A 16401-nucleotide genomic window follows, 5' to 3' on the forward strand; every position below is an offset into this window, starting at 1 on the left:
GCGTCCGTCAGACGGTGATCGTCTCCCCCGCGGGCAGGATCAGGACCGGGACCGGCCCGAGTCCGTCTGGCCCGAGGAAGCGCGCGGCGGACTGCTGACCGAGCTCGCTCAGCATCGCCTCGTGGATCTGCACCGCCCGCTCGGGTGCCACGGCGCGGACGTAGTCGACGGCCTGGGCGGTGTTCGTCCAGGGGCCGCTCGTCGGCAGCAGCAGGGTCGGCACCGGGACGCCGGGCTCGAGGTACGCGTCGCCCGGGTGGAAGACCGCGTCGTCCACCAGGTAGCCGACGTTCGCGGTGGACGGGATGTCGGGGTGGATGACCGCGTGCTGCTCACCGAAGACCCGGACGGAGAACGATCCGACGGTGATCGTGTCACCGGCGTGCACCGCTGCGACGCGTCCGTGGTGTTCGCCGAGCTGCTCGACGACGGTCTCCGGGCCGCGCACGACGAGGTCGGGGTCCGCGGCGAGTCCCGCGCGGAGCGCGTCGATGTCGAAGTGGTCGGGGTGGTCGTGCGTGACGAGGACGCCCGCGGCACCGCGGACGAGGTCGACGGCCTCGGGCGTGAAGACCCCGGGGTCGATGACGAGGGTGACGCCGTCCTGCTCGAGGACGACGGTGGCGTGGTTGTACTTCGTCAACTCCATGCCGTCGACCGTACAGCGGTGTTGTGGAAGTCCTGCTGTGCCGGGGTGCAGGCGCGTTCAGTCCGCTCGGCGAGCGACCCGCTCGAACAGCTCGGGCAGGCGGCTGAGCAGGGCGCGCTCCTCGGCGTCGGTCTCCTGACGGAGCGCCTCGGCCAGCCAGTCCGTCCGGGCGTCCGTGTCGTGCTGCAGCGCGGCCCGGCCGGCGTCGGTGATCCGGATCACCGTTGCCCGCCGGTCGGTGTCCGACGCGGTCCGGTCGACGAACCCGAGCCCGGCCAGTTCGCCGACCGTGCGGGACTGCCCCTGGTGCTTCACGCCACGGCGTCGCGCGAGTTCCGCGATGGTCATGGGGCCCTCACGCTGCAGGAACCCGAGGGTGGTGGTGTGCGTGGCCGGCAGCGCGTCCGCCTCGCGTCGTGCGGCGCGCACGACGCGTCCGATGGACTGCCGCAGTTCGGCGGCGAGCGCGTCGATCGGGTCCATGCCCGGAACGCTACCGCGCGGTGATCGGCGGGCCGGGACAGTGGGGGACGCGGTCCGACAATCCGCACAGCTGACAGCCGGTTGGATCGACGGATGCCCCGTGTCTCGGTCGTGATCCCCGTGCGGGACGACGCCGTGCACCTGCGCCGGTGCCTCACCGCCCTCGCGGTCCAGACCCGGCCCGCCGACGAGGTGGTCGTGGTCGACAACGGCAGCACCGACGACAGCGCGGCGGTCGCCCGGGGCGCCGGTGCGGTCGTCCTCACGGAACCGGTGCGCGGGATCGCCCGGGCATCGGCGCGCGGCTACGACCGTGCATCAGGGGACGTCATCGTGCGGCTCGACGCCGACTCCGTCCCACCGCCGACCTGGATCGCCGACGCGGTCCGGTTGGTGGCCGACCCCGGGGTCGTCGCGGTGACCGGGCCGGGCCGACCCCGGGGCGGTGGCGCCGTGGTGCGACGGCTGTGGGACGCCGTGTACATGGGCCCGTACTTCGTCCTGATGTGGAGCGCGCTCGGGCGCCCGCCACTGTTCGGGTCCGCCATGGCGATGCGCCGGTCGACCTGGGCCGCGGTCGCCCGCAGGGTGCACCGCGGCGACGCCGAGGTGCACGACGACGTCGACCTGAGCATGCAGCTCGACCCGGCCTGGCGGGTGGTGGCCGACCCCGTGCTCACGGTGCAGGTGTCTGCGCGACCGTTGGCGGGCCTCCCGTCCGTCTGGGTCCGGACGCGACGTGCCTTCCACACGTTCCGCGTGAACGGCCGACGGGCGAACCCGGTGCGCCGGTGGGCGCGACGGCTGCGCGCACGGTCGCGGTCGCCGCAGTGGTGGCGCAGCCGCTGACCGACGGGGTCGGGGGACAACGAATCGGTGACGGTCTCAGCCACCGCGACCCTCGGTCGGTACGTTCGTGAGCGACGGTCATCACCTGACGCGATCGGACGAAGGGGAACCATGCGCCACACGATCGTGCTCACTGCCCTGGTGGCTGCGAGCCTCGCCATGACCGGCTGCGCCCAGGCCGGTCCGGCCGGACCGGCCGGACCGGCGAGCGCCACCGCGACCTCCGCAGCCGACCCGACGACGGCGCCGAGTCCCGACCCCACGAGTTCCGAGGACGCGGACGTCGACGACGACACGGCCACCGTCCCGGCCAGCTGCACCGACCTGATCACACCCGGCAAGTGGGACGAGGCGTTCGCTTCGGCACCGCTCAACGACCCGTCGGTCGTCGGCGACCCGATCGCGATCCCGAAGAGCTCGTTCACCCCGGCACTGCAGGGCGACGGCAAGCGCCTGTACTGCGTGTGGCGGAAGCCGCAGGCCGACACCTCGTACCTGTCCATCGCGGTCGACGCCGTCGACCCCGCGGCCGCCCGCGACGCGCTGGAGCAGCTCGCCACGAAGGGCTACGACTGCGACGACGAGTCCGACGGGTTCCTGTGCCAGAAGGTCTCGAAGAACTCGCAGTACCCGGTCACCGACGGCGACACGTACTTCGCGCGGGGCGACATCGGCATCCACATCCAGCAGTCGAACATCGAGACGACCGATCTGCTCGACGACGTCGTGGCGCACGTCTTCACGGACTGACCCAACCGGTCAGCGGGCCGGACGAGACCGCACGTGGGCTCGTTCGCCCTGCGGCCCGTACAGGCACAGCACCTCGGTGACGGAGTCGGTCACGTTGCCCATCCAGTGCGGGGTGTGGGTGTCGAACTCGGCGACCTCGCCGGGCCCGAGGTCGAGGTCGAGGTCCCCCAGCACGAGCCGGAGCCGTCCGGACAGCACGTAGAGCCACTCGTAGCCCTCGTGGGTCTTGAGCGACGGTTCGCCACCGGGGGTGTTCGGCGGGAACAGCTGCTTGAACGAGCGCACCCCGCTGGTGCGCTTCGTCAGCGGCACGACGACGCGGCCGCCGTGCACCTCGGGCTTCATGTGCACGCGCGGGTCGCCCGTCTGCGGTGCGCCGACCAGGTCGTCGAGGGGCACTAGGTAGGCCCGGGCGAGGGGTAGCAAAAGTTCCAGCGTGGGCTTCCGCTGGCCGGACTCGAGCCGCGACAGGGTGCTCACCGACACCCCGGTCTGTTCGGACAGCGCGGCGAGCGTCACGTCGCGATGGACGCGCAGCGCGCGGAGTCGGGGGCCGACACCGTCGACGACCTCGGCTGTCGAGCGCGGGGCGGTCGCGTCCCGGTTGCCGTGTCCCATGGCGCCCATGTTGCCATACCGGCAAACTTCGTTGCTGTCGCAGCCGCTCCCGCCGCATGATCAGCGCATGCCCGAACACTTCGACGTCATCGTCATCGGCGGCTCGGCCGCCGGCTTGTCCGCCGCCCTCATCCTCGGCCGCTCGCGGCGCTCGGTGCTCGTCGTCGACTCCGGCGAGCCCCGCAACGCCCCGGCGGCCGGCGCGCACAACTACCTCGGCCACGAGGGCGTCGCACCCACCGAGCTGCTCCGCATCGGTCGCGACGAGGTCGCCGCCTACGGCGTCCGGGTCACGGCCGGGAGGATCGTGGCCACGTCCGCCACGACCGGTGACGGTCACGACACGGTCGGCTTCTCGGTCACGCTGGACTCCGGCGCGGTCGTCACCGCACGCAGGCTGGTCGTCGCCTCCGGCGCCGTGGACGTCCTGCCGGAGGTCCCGGGCCTGGCCGAGCAGTGGGGGCGCGGGGTCGTGCACTGCCCGTTCTGCCACGGGTGGGAGATCCGCGACCAGCGGATCGGGGTCCTGGTCACGACGCCGAACGGCGCACACCACGCGCGCATGTTCCGGGCGCTGAGCGAGCGGGTGACCGTGTTCCTGACCGATCCGGCACTGATGGACGACACCGCCCTGGCCGGTTTGGCCGCCCGCGGCATCTCGGTCGTCGAGGGCCCCGTCGCCGCCGTCGTGTCCGAGGGTGACCGGCTGACCGGCATCCGGCTCGGCGACGGTTCGTCGGTCGAACTCGATGCCCTGGCCACGGCGAGCCGGCCCGAGGCACGGGTGGGCTTCCTGTCCGGGCTGGGCCTCACCGCCACCGACCAGTTCATGGGTGACTTCCGGTTCGGGACGGCCCTGACCGTGGACGCCACCGGGCAGACGGCGGTTCGGGGTGTCTACGCGGCCGGCAACGTGACGGCCCCGATGGCGACGGTCATCGCGTCGGCGGCTGCCGGCACCCAGACAGGCGCGGCGGTGCACGGCGACCTGGTGCAGGCCGACCTGGCGGAGGCGCTGGCCGGGGTCGGTGCGGGCGTCGGTGCGGCCGATGTTTCGCGCTGAGCGACAGTCCGTGGGGCCTGGCGGGCGTGCAGTGTCGGTGAGCGCGAAACCCGGGCTCGGTCAGTCGACGCGGTAGCCGGCCTGTGCAGCCAGCAGCGGCGCGAGCGTGTAGAGCTGGTCGGCGCCGATCGTGGCCCCGCGGAACCCCTCGAGCCGTTCGACCCGGTCCAGGTCGGCTCCGCGCAGGTCGACGTGGTCGATGCGGGTGTTCGACCCCTCGGCAGCACGGATGCTGCTGCCGTCGAACGACACCCGCAGCAGCTTCGCGTCGGCGATGTCGAGCTCGTCGATGACGCAGTCGCGGAACACCACGTCGGTGATCGTCGAGCCACGCAGGTTCACGAACCCGAACTTCATGCCGACGAACTCGACGCCGTTCAGCCCGGAGTCGTACAACTCCGCCGAGCCGACCCGCCCGCCGGAAACCCGGACCTCGCGCCACGTACTGCTCGATGCCCGCAGGATCGGGGCGTCCAGCGAGTCGATGATCGAGTCACGGACGCGGAGCCCACGGAAGTCGGCATCGTCCCCCCGGAGCGTGTCGATCACGCACTCCTCGATCTCCAGGTCGGGCAGCCGCTCGCCGGTCAGGTCGAGGACGTCGATGCGCTTGCCCTCGATGCGGTCGCCCGTCAGGACGTCACCGGGAGCTGGCGCCCAGTCCTCCAGGTTCATCGGTTCGGTCAGGGTGATGCGCGGGGCGTCGGTGCCGGAGGAACGTGCCATGCACCCAGTCTGTCGGTGACCGCCGACCCCGCGGGCCCCGACCGGGATCAGGACCGGGGTCGGGTGAGGACGCTGTCCAGCCGGTAGTCCTTCGCGGGGCCGCGCGCTTCCCACCGCACGCTCCAGCGGTCCTGGTCGCCGTCGAAGGCCCCGGTGTAGTCGTCCGGAGCGCAGGCGTGGGCGACGCTCCTGCCCCAGACCCAGTCGTGGAAGACCCGACCGTCGGAGAAGTGCACGGTCCAGCCGCCGTCCGGGCCGCGCCGCAGGACGAGGGTGCGCGAGACCGGGGTCGTCCGGCCGTCGAACGTCATCACGCCGGACTCGTCCCAGCGCACCTCGTCGTCACCGACCAGGGTCAGGGTGGTGGTCCCGGTGACGGTCCCCGCGGCACCGGCGCGGTGGTCGTGCACGGTGCGGTGGAGTTCCCACACCCCGAGCAGGTCCGTCGGCAGCAGCACCCGCCCAGGCTAACCGCGCAGGGCCTCCGCCCGCGCGGCTCGGCGCTCGTCCTCGCTGATGACCCCGCGGGCGTGCAGCTCGTCGAGTTCGAGGAGCCGCTGTTCCGGCGAGGTCCGGCGCGCACCGTGCGGGCGCCGACTGCGGACGACCGCGATGCACACGGCGGCGATGACCGCCACGACGACGAGCACCATCAGCAGGGTCCAGACGAGGTCGTAGACCGGCGGGATGAGGGGGTTGCGGAGTTCTTCCGAGGCGATCATCGTCCGCGCAGGGCTTCCGCTCGGGCGCTGCGGTGTTCCTCGTCGGAGATCACGCCGCGGGCGTGCAGGTCGTCGAGTTCGGCGAGGCGCTGTTCGAGCGGCTTGTCCGGTGCGAACGTGCGGCTCTGCATCGCCTGGTACGCGATGTCCTCCTGCATGGTGAGCGGGTTCTGACCGCGGTCGGCCATCCGCTTGCCCCGGTAGAGCGCCAGGACGGCGATCGTCAGGGTCGTGAGGATCGCCAGGGCGACGACGACCCCGAAGGCGATGCCGAACCAGCCGTCGAACAGATCGGGCATCCCCGAGCCACCCGGCCCGTCGATCTCACCGAACGCTGAACCACTGAGCACCATCGCGCTCCCCCTTCTCACAACGACGAGCGAAGCGTAGCGCGAGACGGGGAACACGAGCGGCCGTTCCTTCCCAGAACGCCCGCGATGGAAGGTGGAAACGGGCGTCCCTGGTCGGAACTCCCGACCCGGTACGCCCGGAAGCACCCGGTACGCCCGATCCGACCCGGCAGCGCGAGCCGCACCCAGGGCGACCACCCCACCCCAGCCAGCCCGACCCCGCTCAGCCGCGCAGCGGCCCCGACCCCGGCACGTTCGCACCGTCCGCGAAGCCAGCCACGAGTGCACGCAACGCTTCTTCGGAGGTGTGTCGGGCCTCCCATCCGAGCACCGACCGGGCACGGTCGGTGCGCATGATCGGCACACCGGCCGCGATGTCGATCCACCCGGCGTCCGTCGGCTGCAACCGCAGCCGCCACGTCAGCGTCACGATCCCGCGCAGCAGCCCCAACGGGATCCGCACGGCGCCGAGCATGCCGAAGGCCCGAGCCAGTCTCGGCGGGTTGAGCACGGGCGTCGCGGCGATGTTGAACGCCCCCGCTGCCCGTCGGTCGACCGCGCGCCAGTAGGCGTCGGCGACGTCGTCGGCGTGCACGGCCTGGAACACGAACGGGTAGGGCAGCGGCAGCACGAGCCAGCGGATCCACCGCACGATCGACATCGGCACGAGGTGTCCGAGGAACAGCCCGCGGATCTCGGCGGCGGCGTCCCGCTGGAAGATCAGCCCCGGGCGCAGCCGGGTGACGGTCACGGCGGGGTGGTCGGCCTCGAACGCGTCCATCGCAGCCTCGTTGGCGGCCTTGTGGATCGAGTACGTCGCCGTCGGGATGCCGTCCGTCGGCCAGCTCTCGTCCACGGGAGTCCGCTTGCCGTCGACGTCCACCCCGCGGTAGGCACCCACCGAGGACGCCACCACCACCTGGGGCACCTCGGCACGTGCGACGGCAGCCAGGACGTTCGCCGTGCCCGTCACGTTCGTGCGGTACTGCACCGGGATGTCGTGCGTCGGTTGCAGCGCCCACGCCAGGTGGATGACGGCGTCGGCACCCTGGAACACGGCGGCGAGCTGGTCCACGGCGTCCGCGGCACCGACGTCGACGGCGTGCCAGACGGCGGCGTCGTACGGCTCCGCACGCAGGTCCGGCAGCCGCCGGGCGACGCCGACGATCTGGACGCCGGTGGCGTCACGGCCACCGGCGTCTCCGTCGCCGTCGGCGCGCACCGCCGCGAGCCGACGGAGCACCGCCGTCCCGACGTTGCCGGTCGCGCCGACGACGACGATCCGCATCAGGCTGCGGCCATCGCGGGGTCGAGGACGACCTTGACGCAGTCGTCCTGCTTCTTCTGGAAGACCTCGTACATGTGCGGCGCGTCCTCGAGCGAGACACGGTGCGACGTCAGGTCGAGCGTGCCGAGCGGGTCCGACGGGTCCGAGACGAGCGGCATGATGTCGTCGATCCAGCGCTTCACGTTGCACTGGCCCTCGCGGATGGTGATCTGCTTGTCGAAGAGCGTCATCATCGGCATCGGGTCGGCCATGCCGCCGTAGACACCGCTCAGCGAGACGGTGCCGCCACGACGGACCAGGTCGATCGCCGCGTGCACGGCCGCCAGGCGGTCGACACCGGCGGTCTCGATCGCCTTCTGCGCGAGCTTGTCCGGCAGCAGGCCGGCGGCGCGCTGCGCGAAGCCCGCCATCGGGTTGCCGTGGGCCTCCATACCGACCGCGTCGACGACACCGTCGGGGCCGCGGCCGTCGGTCAGGTCGACGAGCTCGGGGACCATGTCCTTCGTCAGGTCGAACACCTCGGCGCCGTGCTTCGCCCCCAGGTCACGGCGGACCTGCTCGGGGTCGACGGCGAGCACGCGGTAACCGAGGTGCTTGCCGATGCGGGCGGCGAACTGGCCGACCGGGCCGAGGCCGAGCACGGCGAGCGTGCCGCCCTCGGGCACCTGGGCGTACTGAACGGCCTGCCACGCGGTGGGCAGGATGTCACTCAGGAACAGCCAGCGGTCGTCGGGGGTGCCGTCGTCCGGCACGACGATGGGGCCGTAGTCGGCGTGCGGCACGCGCAGGTACTCGGCCTGGCCACCGGGGACCTGGCCGTACATCTTCGTGTAGCCGAACAGCGAGGCCCCGGTGCCGTACTCGGTCACCTGGGTGGTCTCGCACTGGGACTGCAGGCCGTGCTGGCACATCCAGCAGTGGCCGCAGGAGATGTTGAAGGGGATGACGACGCGGTCGCCGACCTTCAGGTTGGTGACGCCGGACCCGACTTCCTCCACGACGCCCATCGGCTCGTGGCCGAGGACGTCGCCGCGGTCGATGTACGGGCCGAGCACGCGGTACAGGTGCAGGTCGGAGCCGCAGATCGCCGAGGAGGTGATCCGCACGATCGCGTCGGTCGGCTCCTGGATGGTCGGGTCGGGGACGGTCTCGACGGACACCTTCTCGGTGCCCTGGTAGGTCAGTGCGCGCACGTTGCGTTCCTCTCGTGGTCGCTTCGAGCCGGCCTGGAGGCACGACTCGCGTTCCCCTCCTCGGTACGCGTCCGACCCGTGGACGCTCCCAGCCCCGGGTCCCCCTCGCGCGGGTCGGCGCGCGGACGGCGGCGCGTCGCGTGGAGGACGCCGGCGTCTCGCTCGGCGGACGTCGGCGCGTCGCTCGCCGGACGTCGGCGCACCGCTCGGCGGACGCCGGTCAGCCCCGCAGCCGGTCCCGCTCCGTCGGTGGCAGGTGCTCGGTCGCCGTCCGGCGGGCCGCCGGGCTGAGGAACCGGCCGCTCTGCTTCAGGAACGCCACCAGCGCCGCCTCGGACGCCCGTTTCCCCGTCTCGCGCAGCACCAACCCGAGCGCCGTCTGCACCGTCTCGCTGCGCTCCCGCACCAGGCGTCCGGCGATCCCGAGCGGCACCTCGGCGTCGCCCTGCTTCACGAACGCCAGGGTCGCCACGACCGCGATCCGCCGGACCATCGCCACGTCGGACTTCGCCAGCGCGAACAGCGGGCCGGTCGAGGCGCCCAGCAACGGTGCGCCGACGAGTTCCTCGGCCGCCAGGTCGACGAGCACCGGGTCCTCGAACCGTTCGGCCTTCGCCGCCGACAGGTACTCGTCCGTCAACTCCGTGTCGGGGTACGCCCGCATCGCCTGCACGAGCAGCAGGACCGCGACGAGCTTCGCGCCGTCGTCCTCGCTCCAGAGCAGCGCCGAGCGTTCCCCTTCGTCGAGGTCGTGGAACTGCCGGGCGACCCTGCGGGCCGCGGCGACGTCGCCGGTGGTCCGGGCGAACGCCACCAGCACTGCCTCCGCGTCACGCCCTGCCTGGAGGCCCGTCACGCGGCCGCCCCGTCGCTCACGTCGGCCTGCGGTTCCCTCCGGCGCCCGCGGCTGAGCACGATGACCGCGACGACCACCAGGAACGCCGCGAACAACCAGGTGCCTACCTGCGGATCGACCAGGCGTGCCAGTACCGCGCCGCCCGGTGAACAGACGGCGGCGGTGATGCCGACCGTCAGCCCGACGCGCAGGTCGACGGCGCGGCGCCGCAGGTTCGCGACCGTCCCGGACACCGACGTCGGCACCATCGTGAGCAGCGACGTGCCCTTCGCCAGCAGGTCACCGGCGCCGAGCACGACCTCGAGGCCCGGCACGATGACGACCCCGCCGCCGACCCCGACCAGCCCGGACAGCACACCCGACAGCAGCCCGAGCAACAGCAGGACGATCGCCTCGACGACCCCGAAGTGCACCTCGCCACCGCGGGTCGGCACCGTGGTGAACAGCGAGACGAGCACGACGGCGATGAACCCGACGAAGATCCACGGCAGCACGCGGAGCGGCAGGGCACGGAGCAGTCGTGCGCCGATCGGGGCGCCGATGACGCTGCCGATCGCCAGGGTCAGGGCCGCGAACCAGTGCACCTCGCCCTGCACGGCGTACGTGATCGCCCCGACGACGGCCGCGGGGGCGATCGCCACGAGCGAGGTCGCCGAGGCCCGACGTTGGTCCATCTGCAAGAAGGCCATCAGCGCGGGCACCACGATGACCCCACCGCCGACGCCGAACAGTCCGGACAGCACCCCCGCCAGGACCCCGATCGCCACCAACACGAGCACCGTTCCGCCGCGCTTCCTCATCCCGCCCAGGCTATCCGCGCCGCGGGCTACGACGCAGCCAGCGCCCGCTCGTCCTCGTGCACGAGCGGGTGCACCCGCTGGTACGAGACGCCGAGGACGACCGCGATGTCCCGCAGGGTGAGGCCGTCGTCCTTCAGCGAGACAGCGATCGCTCGCCGCAGCGAGAGCGCTCGAGCCTCCTTCGCCTCGGCCTCGGCCCGCAGCGCCGTGGCTTCCTCGAGCGAGCGCGCCAGGTCAGGCTCGAGCTCGGCGCGGATGACCACGGTGACGTCATCCTGATCGACCTCGGCGACGAAGCCGATCCGGGACAGCGGGCTCCTCGCACCGTGCGAGGCCCTTCATCGAGTGAGCAGAAAAGGTCGAGTGTCCTCGAGCCACCCGACCTTTTCTGCTCACTCGATGCGCGGGGCGAGGACGCGTGCGACACACGCGACGTGCGAACGACGAACGACTCCCCGCCCCGCGTCAGCGGAAGTGCATGTTCTTCAGCGGGTCGACGAGCACGCCGTTCCGCCGCGTCTCGACGTGCACGTGCGGCCCCGTCGACTGCCCGGTGTTGCCGGACTTGGCGATCTCGGTGCCGAGCTTCACGATCTGCCCCTGCTTCACCTCGATCTTGCTGAGGTGCGCCGTCAGGACCGTCGTCATGCCGTACGTCACGACGATGTAGTTGCCGTAGGCCCCGTCGTTCGCGACCGTCCGCGTCACGGTGCCCGTCCCCGAGCCGTACACGGGAGTGCCGACCGGCACGGGGGCGTCGGTGCCCTGGTGGTAGCGCGGGACGTGCCCGGCGCCGCGGTCGTCGCCGTACCGCCCGGTGATCTTCGTGCCGTTGACGGGCCAGGCCAGGCCGGTGACCGGTCGGCTCGACCAGACACGGGTGTCCTTCGCCCCGTAGAGCACCACGTTGCCGTCGACCTGCACGAGCAGGTTGCCCGACCCGGCGGTGCTGGTGCGGGAGCTCCAGATAGCGACCTTCTTACGCGACGCGTCACGGGTCCAGATGACGAAGTTGCCCTTGGTCTGCAGCTCGGCCCAGGCGCCCGGGTGGCCGCCGGTCCGCGACTGCCAGACGACCCGTCCGCTGACCTTCTGCACCAGGTTGCCGTCGGTGCGCATGTTGAGGATCCGCGTGTTCGAGGTGTCGGAGCGCAGGACCGTCCCGCCGAGGATCCTGTTGCCCGACGCGACGCGGTCCTGGAACCCGGTCCAGCCCACGACGACGGCCTTGCCGGCGAGCAGGGCCATCGTGCCGTCGGCGCGGACCTTGAACGCCGTGGAGCTCGCGGTGCCCGCCGACGTCCAGCGCACCAGGCGCTTGCCGTTCCGGGTGATGTCGAGGGCGCGGTCCTTGCGCACGACGGCGATCGCCCCGGAGTTGCCGGCGGTGTTCGACGCCCACAGCACGCGGTTGCCGATGCCGTACTCGACCAGGTTGCCGTCGCCCTGCATGATGAGCTTGAACTGGCCGTTCGGCGACGTGACCTGGTCGCCGGGCAGGATCTTCGTGCCGGCGGGGACCGAGCCGACCCAGACGGCAGAGGCCGCTGCCGGCTCGGCCGTCGCGACGACTGCCCCGGCCGCCAGGGCCAGTGCCATCACGGCGCCGGCGATGCGTGGGAGTCGGCGCGCACGAGCGACGGTCGACGGAGTGGTGGTCATGGATCCCCTGCCTCGGGCCGACCACACGAGCGCGCGGCCGTTCGGCGCTCGCCCTGCACGAGTCGCCGAACGATGTTCGCTTTTCTGCACGGGGTGCACAACCCCGCGGACGGGGGGTCTCCAGCACCGGACCGGTCACCGCGGGACAGGATGGGGGCATGCCGACGCCGAATCCTGCCTTCGTCCATCCCCCTGCGCAGACCACTCGACCTGACCTGCGGGGCACGTTCGGGATGGCGGCCTCGACGCACTGGATCGCGACGGCGACCGCCCAGTCCGTGCTCGAACGTGGTGGCAACGCGTTCGACGCGGCCGTCGCCGGGGCCTTCGTCCTGCACGTCGTGGAGCCGCATCTCAACGGCCCGGGCGGTGACCTGACGGCGGTCTTCGCGACGGCCGCGAACCCCACGCCGACGGTGCTGGTCGGGCAGGGTCCGGCTCCCGAGGGTGCGACACCGGAGCACTACCGCGCCGAGGGGCTCGACCTGGTCCCCGGCTCCGGCGCGCTGGCCGCGGCCGTCCCCGGCGCGGTCGACGCCTGGCTCCTGCTGCTCCGTGACCACGGCACCTGGGAGCTGGCCGACGTCCTCGCACCGGCCGTCGGGTACGCCCGCGACGGCCACCCGGTCACACCGGCGGTGGTCCGGACGATCACGACCGTGCGGGACCTGTTCGAGGAGCACTGGCCCACCTCCGCCACGCAGTGGCTGCCGGGAGGCGCGGTGCCGGTCCCCGGGGACCTGGTGCGCAACGAGGCGCTCGCCACCGTGCTCGACCGACTGGTCGACGCCGGTTCCGGCGCCGGCAGCCGGACCGGCCGCATCGACGCGGCCCGGTCCGAGTGGGCGGAGGGGTTCGTCGCCGAGGCGATCGACCGGTTCGTCCGCGAACCGCACCGGCACGCGTCGGGCACCGACCACGCCGGCGTCATCCGCGCGTCCGACCTGGCCGCGTTCCGGGCCTCGTACGAACCCGCGACGACGGTGGCGTTCCGGGGCTGCACGATCGCCAAGACCGGCGCGTGGGGCCAGGGCCCGGCACTGCTCCAGACCCTGCGGCTGCTCGAACCGCTCGACGACGCCCTGCTCGACCCTTCCACCGAGCTCGGTGCGCACACGATCGTCGAGGCGCAGAAGCTCGCGCTCGCCGACCGCGAGGCCTTCTACGGCGACGGCGAGGTCCCGCTCGACGTCCTGCTCTCCGACGCCTACGCCGACGAACGCCGCGCCCTCATCGGCGAGCGTGCGTCGGCCGAACTCCGGCCCGGCACGATCGCCGGGGTCGGACACGCCATGCCGCCGATCCGCACGTCCTCCGGCTCCGCCGCGGCGGCGGGCGTGGGCGAACCGACCGTGCAGGTCGCCCGCGACCGTGACGGCGACGTCCCCCCGGCTGCTCCGGTCGAGGACCGCGGTGAGCCGTTCGTGACCCCCGACGGCGAGACCCGCGGCGACACGTGCCACATCGACGTCGTGGACCGTTGGGGCAACATCGTCAGCGCGACCCCGTCCGGCGGCTGGCTGCAGTCCTCACCGACGATCCCGGAGCTCGGGTTCTGCCTCGGCACCCGCCTGCAGATGACGTGGCTCGAACCGGACACGGCCTCGACCCTGCGCCCCGGCGAGCGCCCCCGCACCACGCTGACGCCGACCCTGGTGCTCCGCGACGGGCAGCCGGTTGCGGCGCTCGGCTCCCCCGGCGGTGACCAGCAGGACCAGTGGCAGCTGCTGTTCCTGCTGCGCTGGATCGTCGGCGGGTACTCCCCGCAGCAGGCCATCGACGCCCCGGCCCTGCACACCACGTCGTTCCCGGGGTCGTTCTGGCCGCGCACCTGGGAGCCCGCGGGCCTGGTCGTCGAGGACCGCCTGGGCGACGAGGTGATCGCGGCGCTCGAGGCCCGCGGACACGTCGTCACGCGTGGCGGCGACTGGAGCCTCGGCCGGTTGACGTGCGTCACGCGCGACCCGGACACCGGTGTCCTCGGCGCCGCCGCGAACCCCCGCGGCAACCAGGGGTACGCCGCGGGACGCTGACCGGCGCTCGTTCCTTCCCAGGACACCCGCGCTGGAGAGTGGGATCGACCAGGGACGCCCGAGCCCGGCTCAGAGCGTCGGGACGACGACCGCGCGGCCCGAGAGCTCGCCGGCCTCGAGCTTCCGGTACGCCTCGAGCGCGTCGGACAGCGCGTACCGCTCGACGTCGGGCACGATCTGCCCGGCGCGGTACATCGCGACGACCTCGTGCAGGTCCTCGATGGTGCCCCAGTAGGTGTTCGTGATCGTCGACTCGTACGGCGTCGCGAAGAAGTTCCACTCGGTGGTGCCGCCGGCGATCCCGACGACGGTGAACCGGCCGCCGACCGCCATCGAGGCCTGCGCGACCCCGATCGTGGGAGTGGCTCCGACGAAGTCGAACGCCGCATCGACACCGCGTCCGCCGGTGATCTCGCGGATGCGCTCCGCCTGGTCCGGGCCACCGGGGACGGTGATCGCGCCGCGGGCGGCCGCGCGGTCCATCGCGTCCTGCTTCATGTCGGTCGCGATGACCGTGGCGCCGGTGAGCGCCGTCAGGATCTGCACGGCGATCTGCCCGAGGCCACCGAGCCCGACGACGAGTGCGAAGCGACCGCCGCCGGCCAGGTTCGGCAGGGAGTTCTTGATCGCGTGGTACGGCGTGAGGGCGGCGTCGCTCAGCGGTGCGGCGGCGACCGGGTCGGCGTCGCCGAGCGGCACGAGGTTCCGCGCCGGGACGCTCACGTACTCCGCCATACCGCCGTCGCGACCGAGGCCGATGCCCATGTACGGGTTCGTCGCGGCGTTCTCGCAGTAGGTGTCCTGGCCCTTCGAGCAGTACGAGCAGTGCCCGCAGCCGACCGGTCCGTAGACCAGGTAGGCGTCACCCTCGGCGAAGCCCGTGACCCCGTCGCCGACGGCCTCGACCCAGCCGGAGTTCTCGTGGCCGAGCACGAAGGCGGGGGCCTGGGCTCCCGGCTGCCCCTGCTGGAACTCGCGGTACACGGCGACGTCGGAGTGGCAGGCACCGGCGCCGGCGACCTTGAGCAGGACCTCACCGGGTGCGGGTACGGGCTTCGGGACCTCGGTCAGGGACGGGAAGGTCTGGTACTGCTCGAACACGACGGCGCGCATGGGTGTCTCCTTTGATCGCACTTCACGCTACACCTGTCGTCGTGGACGACATGTGTCGTCCAGTTGCCGCGAGATCGCGTCCGCCGCCGAACAGACCGCGGTCGAACCGCGCCCCCTCCGGGCGCGACCGGCTCGCGGCCATACCCATCACCACGAGCCAGCCGATCGGTCCGGTGAACACGAGGAGCAGGATCCACAGCCCGGTGTGGTCCCGGTCGTGCAGCCGCCGCACGAGCAGCGACCACCGGGGCACGATGGTCAGGATCGTCGGGACGAGCAGCACCAGGTCCCACCCGTCCGGCCAGACCTCCCGGTTGCCGGCCCCCCAACCGAACGACCCGTCCCGCCCGCGGTCGACCAGGTCGAACGAGACCTGCGGTGAGGGGACGGCTCCGAACGGGTCGACGTACAGCTCCCACCGCCCTCCGGTCCCGTGCACACCGACGACCCAGAGCGCGACCCCGGCCAGCGCGAGCTCGAGCGCGATCACCCACCAGAACTCCGAACGGCTCGCCCGTCCGTGGAACCGCCACCCTTGCGTCCAGAACCGCAGCCAGGCGACCACCGGGTTCGTCACGTCGGCCGGACCCTGTTCGAGCACGGACCTGCGGAAGTTCACGGCCTCACTGTCCCCCATGCGCCCGATCGTAGGGCAGACCTGCGTCTTCACCGTGAGCCGGTTGCGAGAACGAGCGTTCTCGGATTGACTCGGGAGCGGTGGTCCCACTCGGGACCACTCCCCCACACGAAAGGAGCGGGCATGCCCACTCGCACCGCACGCACCGCCTGGAACGGCGGCCTCGAGGACGGTTCCGGCCAGGTCGAACTCTCGAGCTCGAAGGTCGGCACGTACGACGTCTCGTTCCCGAAGCGCACCGCCGAGGACGCCGGCGGCACCACGAGCCCCGAGGAGCTCATCGCCGCCGCCCACTCGTCCTGCTACGCCATGCAGTTCTCCGCCGTCCTCGGCGAGGCCGGCGGCACGGTCGAGGCCCTCGACGTCAAGGCCGACGTCTCGCTCGGCCCGGACCCGGACGGCGGCTTCCGCCTCACCGGCATCGTCCTGACCGTCAGCGGCGAGGTCTCCGGCATCGACGAGGCCGCCTTCCTCAAGGCCGCCGAGGACGCCAAGGCGACCTGCCCCGTCAGCAAGGCACTGACCGGCGTCGAGATCACGCTGCACGCGACCTTCGAGCAGTAGGCGCGCGAAGCAGGAACCGTCACGACGTGACGGACGGGAGGCCCG

Annotated in this window: 20 protein-coding genes; 5 read left to right on the forward strand and 15 right to left on the reverse strand. The window is 72.3% G+C overall.

What is annotated here, in order from left to right; genetic code table 11:
• Window positions 1-7: 7 nt before the first annotated feature.
• A complete protein-coding gene (locus tag H489_RS30075; protein WP_017887512.1) occupies window positions 8-649 on the reverse strand; it encodes an MBL fold metallo-hydrolase in 642 nt (213 codons plus the stop codon).
• Between the two features lie 57 nt (window positions 650-706).
• Entirely contained in the window at window positions 707-1132 is a 426-nt protein-coding gene (locus tag H489_RS30080; RefSeq protein ID WP_017887513.1) for a MarR family winged helix-turn-helix transcriptional regulator, read from the reverse strand.
• Between the two features lie 93 nt (window positions 1133-1225).
• Between H489_RS30080 and H489_RS30085 the strand changes: the two genes are divergently transcribed.
• On the forward strand, window positions 1226-1981 hold the full coding sequence (locus H489_RS30085; RefSeq protein ID WP_017887514.1) for a glycosyltransferase: 756 nt from the start codon (window positions 1226-1228) through the stop codon (window positions 1979-1981).
• A 111-nt stretch (window positions 1982-2092) separates the two neighbouring features.
• Window positions 2093-2731 (forward strand): hypothetical protein, encoded by a 639-nt coding sequence (locus tag H489_RS30090; protein ID WP_017887515.1) that lies wholly within the window; start codon window positions 2093-2095, stop codon window positions 2729-2731.
• Between the two features lie 9 nt (window positions 2732-2740).
• Here the strand turns inward: H489_RS30090 and H489_RS30095 are convergent, their stop codons facing one another.
• A complete protein-coding gene (locus tag H489_RS30095) occupies window positions 2741-3358 on the reverse strand; it encodes a helix-turn-helix domain-containing protein (RefSeq protein WP_017887516.1) in 618 nt (205 codons plus the stop codon).
• 58 nt (window positions 3359-3416) lie between these two features.
• Here H489_RS30095 and H489_RS30100 point away from each other — a divergent pair, with 58 nt between their 5' ends.
• Entirely contained in the window at window positions 3417-4412 is a 996-nt protein-coding gene (locus tag H489_RS30100; protein ID WP_017887517.1) for an NAD(P)/FAD-dependent oxidoreductase, read from the forward strand.
• 60 nt (window positions 4413-4472) lie between these two features.
• Here H489_RS30100 and H489_RS30105 read toward each other — a convergent pair whose 3' ends face one another.
• From H489_RS30105 to H489_RS38790, 10 genes are all read right to left on the reverse strand, one after another.
• Window positions 4473-5138, reverse strand: coding sequence for a pentapeptide repeat-containing protein (locus tag H489_RS30105; protein WP_017887518.1), 666 nt, complete (start codon window positions 5136-5138; stop codon window positions 4473-4475).
• 47 nt (window positions 5139-5185) lie between these two features.
• On the reverse strand, window positions 5186-5596 hold the full coding sequence (locus tag H489_RS30110) for a DUF6314 family protein (protein WP_017887519.1): 411 nt from the start codon (window positions 5594-5596) through the stop codon (window positions 5186-5188).
• A gap of 9 nt (window positions 5597-5605) precedes the next feature.
• Window positions 5606-5860, reverse strand: a complete 255-nt coding sequence (locus tag H489_RS30115) for a hypothetical protein (RefSeq protein ID WP_017887520.1) — start codon at window positions 5858-5860, stop codon at window positions 5606-5608.
• Window positions 5857-6213: an SHOCT domain-containing protein gene (locus tag H489_RS30120; RefSeq protein WP_017887521.1), complete on the reverse strand. Its 357-nt coding sequence runs from the start codon at window positions 6211-6213 to the stop codon at window positions 5857-5859. Before H489_RS30120 ends, H489_RS30115 begins: the two co-directional genes overlap by 4 nt.
• A 220-nt stretch (window positions 6214-6433) precedes the next feature.
• On the reverse strand, window positions 6434-7498 hold the full coding sequence (locus tag H489_RS30125; protein WP_017887522.1) for an NAD-dependent epimerase/dehydratase family protein: 1065 nt from the start codon (window positions 7496-7498) through the stop codon (window positions 6434-6436).
• Window positions 7498-8691, reverse strand: a complete 1194-nt coding sequence (locus tag H489_RS30130) for a zinc-dependent alcohol dehydrogenase (RefSeq protein ID WP_017887523.1) — start codon at window positions 8689-8691, stop codon at window positions 7498-7500. Before H489_RS30130 ends, H489_RS30125 begins: the two co-directional genes overlap by 1 nt.
• 220 nt (window positions 8692-8911) lie before the next feature.
• Window positions 8912-9547: a DNA alkylation repair protein gene (locus H489_RS0119375; protein ID WP_017887524.1), complete on the reverse strand. Its 636-nt coding sequence runs from the start codon at window positions 9545-9547 to the stop codon at window positions 8912-8914.
• Window positions 9544-10347 carry a sulfite exporter TauE/SafE family protein gene (locus H489_RS30135; protein ID WP_031259964.1) on the reverse strand — a complete coding sequence of 268 codons (804 nt, stop codon included), beginning with the start codon at window positions 10345-10347 and terminating at the stop codon, window positions 9544-9546. The genes H489_RS0119375 and H489_RS30135 overlap by 4 nt, the downstream gene beginning before the upstream one ends.
• Window positions 10348-10373: 26 nt before the next feature.
• Window positions 10374-10610: a hypothetical protein gene (locus H489_RS30140; protein ID WP_017887526.1), complete on the reverse strand. Its 237-nt coding sequence runs from the start codon at window positions 10608-10610 to the stop codon at window positions 10374-10376.
• A 202-nt stretch (window positions 10611-10812) separates the two neighbouring features.
• Entirely contained in the window at window positions 10813-12009 is a 1197-nt protein-coding gene (locus tag H489_RS38790; protein ID WP_017887527.1) for a peptidoglycan DD-metalloendopeptidase family protein, read from the reverse strand.
• A gap of 158 nt (window positions 12010-12167) precedes the next feature.
• Here H489_RS38790 and H489_RS30150 point away from each other — a divergent pair, with 158 nt between their 5' ends.
• Complete coding sequence (locus tag H489_RS30150; protein WP_031259968.1) at window positions 12168-14042, forward strand: gamma-glutamyltransferase family protein; 1875 nt, start codon at window positions 12168-12170, stop codon at window positions 14040-14042.
• Between the two features lie 69 nt (window positions 14043-14111).
• On the opposite strand, the gene H489_RS30155 is transcribed toward H489_RS30150, so the two are convergent.
• Together H489_RS30155 and H489_RS30160 are read right to left on the reverse strand one after the other, a co-directional pair.
• Complete coding sequence (locus tag H489_RS30155) at window positions 14112-15155, reverse strand: NAD(P)-dependent alcohol dehydrogenase (RefSeq protein WP_017887529.1); 1044 nt, start codon at window positions 15153-15155, stop codon at window positions 14112-14114.
• Window positions 15156-15177: 22 nt separating this feature from the next.
• Window positions 15178-15792: a DUF805 domain-containing protein gene (locus H489_RS30160; protein ID WP_017887530.1), complete on the reverse strand. Its 615-nt coding sequence runs from the start codon at window positions 15790-15792 to the stop codon at window positions 15178-15180.
• Window positions 15793-15915: 123 nt separating this feature from the next.
• Here H489_RS30160 and H489_RS30165 point away from each other — a divergent pair, with 123 nt between their 5' ends.
• Window positions 15916-16356, forward strand: coding sequence for an OsmC family peroxiredoxin (locus H489_RS30165; protein WP_017887531.1), 441 nt, complete (start codon window positions 15916-15918; stop codon window positions 16354-16356).
• The last annotated feature ends 45 nt before the right edge of the window (window positions 16357-16401 follow it).

The sequence above is a fragment of the Curtobacterium flaccumfaciens UCD-AKU genome (assembly GCF_000349565.1).
Taxonomy (GTDB): Bacteria; Actinomycetota; Actinomycetes; order Actinomycetales; family Microbacteriaceae; genus Curtobacterium; species Curtobacterium poinsettiae.

Coding starts and splice junctions, on each gene's coding strand:
- H489_RS30075 (WP_017887512.1), bottom strand. CDS start 649: ATGGAGTTGACGAAGTACAACCACGCCACCGTCGTCCTCGAGCAGGAC.
- H489_RS30080 (WP_017887513.1), bottom strand. CDS start 1,132: ATGGACCCGATCGACGCGCTCGCCGCCGAACTGCGGCAGTCCATCGGA.
- H489_RS30085 (WP_017887514.1), top strand. CDS start 1,226: ATGCCCCGTGTCTCGGTCGTGATCCCCGTGCGGGACGACGCCGTGCAC.
- H489_RS30090 (WP_017887515.1), top strand. CDS start 2,093: ATGCGCCACACGATCGTGCTCACTGCCCTGGTGGCTGCGAGCCTCGCC.
- H489_RS30095 (WP_017887516.1), bottom strand. CDS start 3,358: ATGGGCGCCATGGGACACGGCAACCGGGACGCGACCGCCCCGCGCTCG.
- H489_RS30100 (WP_017887517.1), top strand. CDS start 3,417: ATGCCCGAACACTTCGACGTCATCGTCATCGGCGGCTCGGCCGCCGGC.
- H489_RS30105 (WP_017887518.1), bottom strand. CDS start 5,138: ATGGCACGTTCCTCCGGCACCGACGCCCCGCGCATCACCCTGACCGAA.
- H489_RS30115 (WP_017887520.1), bottom strand. CDS start 5,860: ATGATCGCCTCGGAAGAACTCCGCAACCCCCTCATCCCGCCGGTCTAC.
- H489_RS30120 (WP_017887521.1), bottom strand. CDS start 6,213: ATGGTGCTCAGTGGTTCAGCGTTCGGTGAGATCGACGGGCCGGGTGGC.
- H489_RS30125 (WP_017887522.1), bottom strand. CDS start 7,498: ATGCGGATCGTCGTCGTCGGCGCGACCGGCAACGTCGGGACGGCGGTG.
- H489_RS30135 (WP_031259964.1), bottom strand. CDS start 10,347: ATGAGGAAGCGCGGCGGAACGGTGCTCGTGTTGGTGGCGATCGGGGTC.
- H489_RS38790 (WP_017887527.1), bottom strand. CDS start 12,009: ATGACCACCACTCCGTCGACCGTCGCTCGTGCGCGCCGACTCCCACGC.
- H489_RS30150 (WP_031259968.1), top strand. CDS start 12,168: ATGCCGACGCCGAATCCTGCCTTCGTCCATCCCCCTGCGCAGACCACT.
- H489_RS30155 (WP_017887529.1), bottom strand. CDS start 15,155: ATGCGCGCCGTCGTGTTCGAGCAGTACCAGACCTTCCCGTCCCTGACC.
- H489_RS30160 (WP_017887530.1), bottom strand. CDS start 15,792: ATGGGGGACAGTGAGGCCGTGAACTTCCGCAGGTCCGTGCTCGAACAG.
- H489_RS30165 (WP_017887531.1), top strand. CDS start 15,916: ATGCCCACTCGCACCGCACGCACCGCCTGGAACGGCGGCCTCGAGGAC.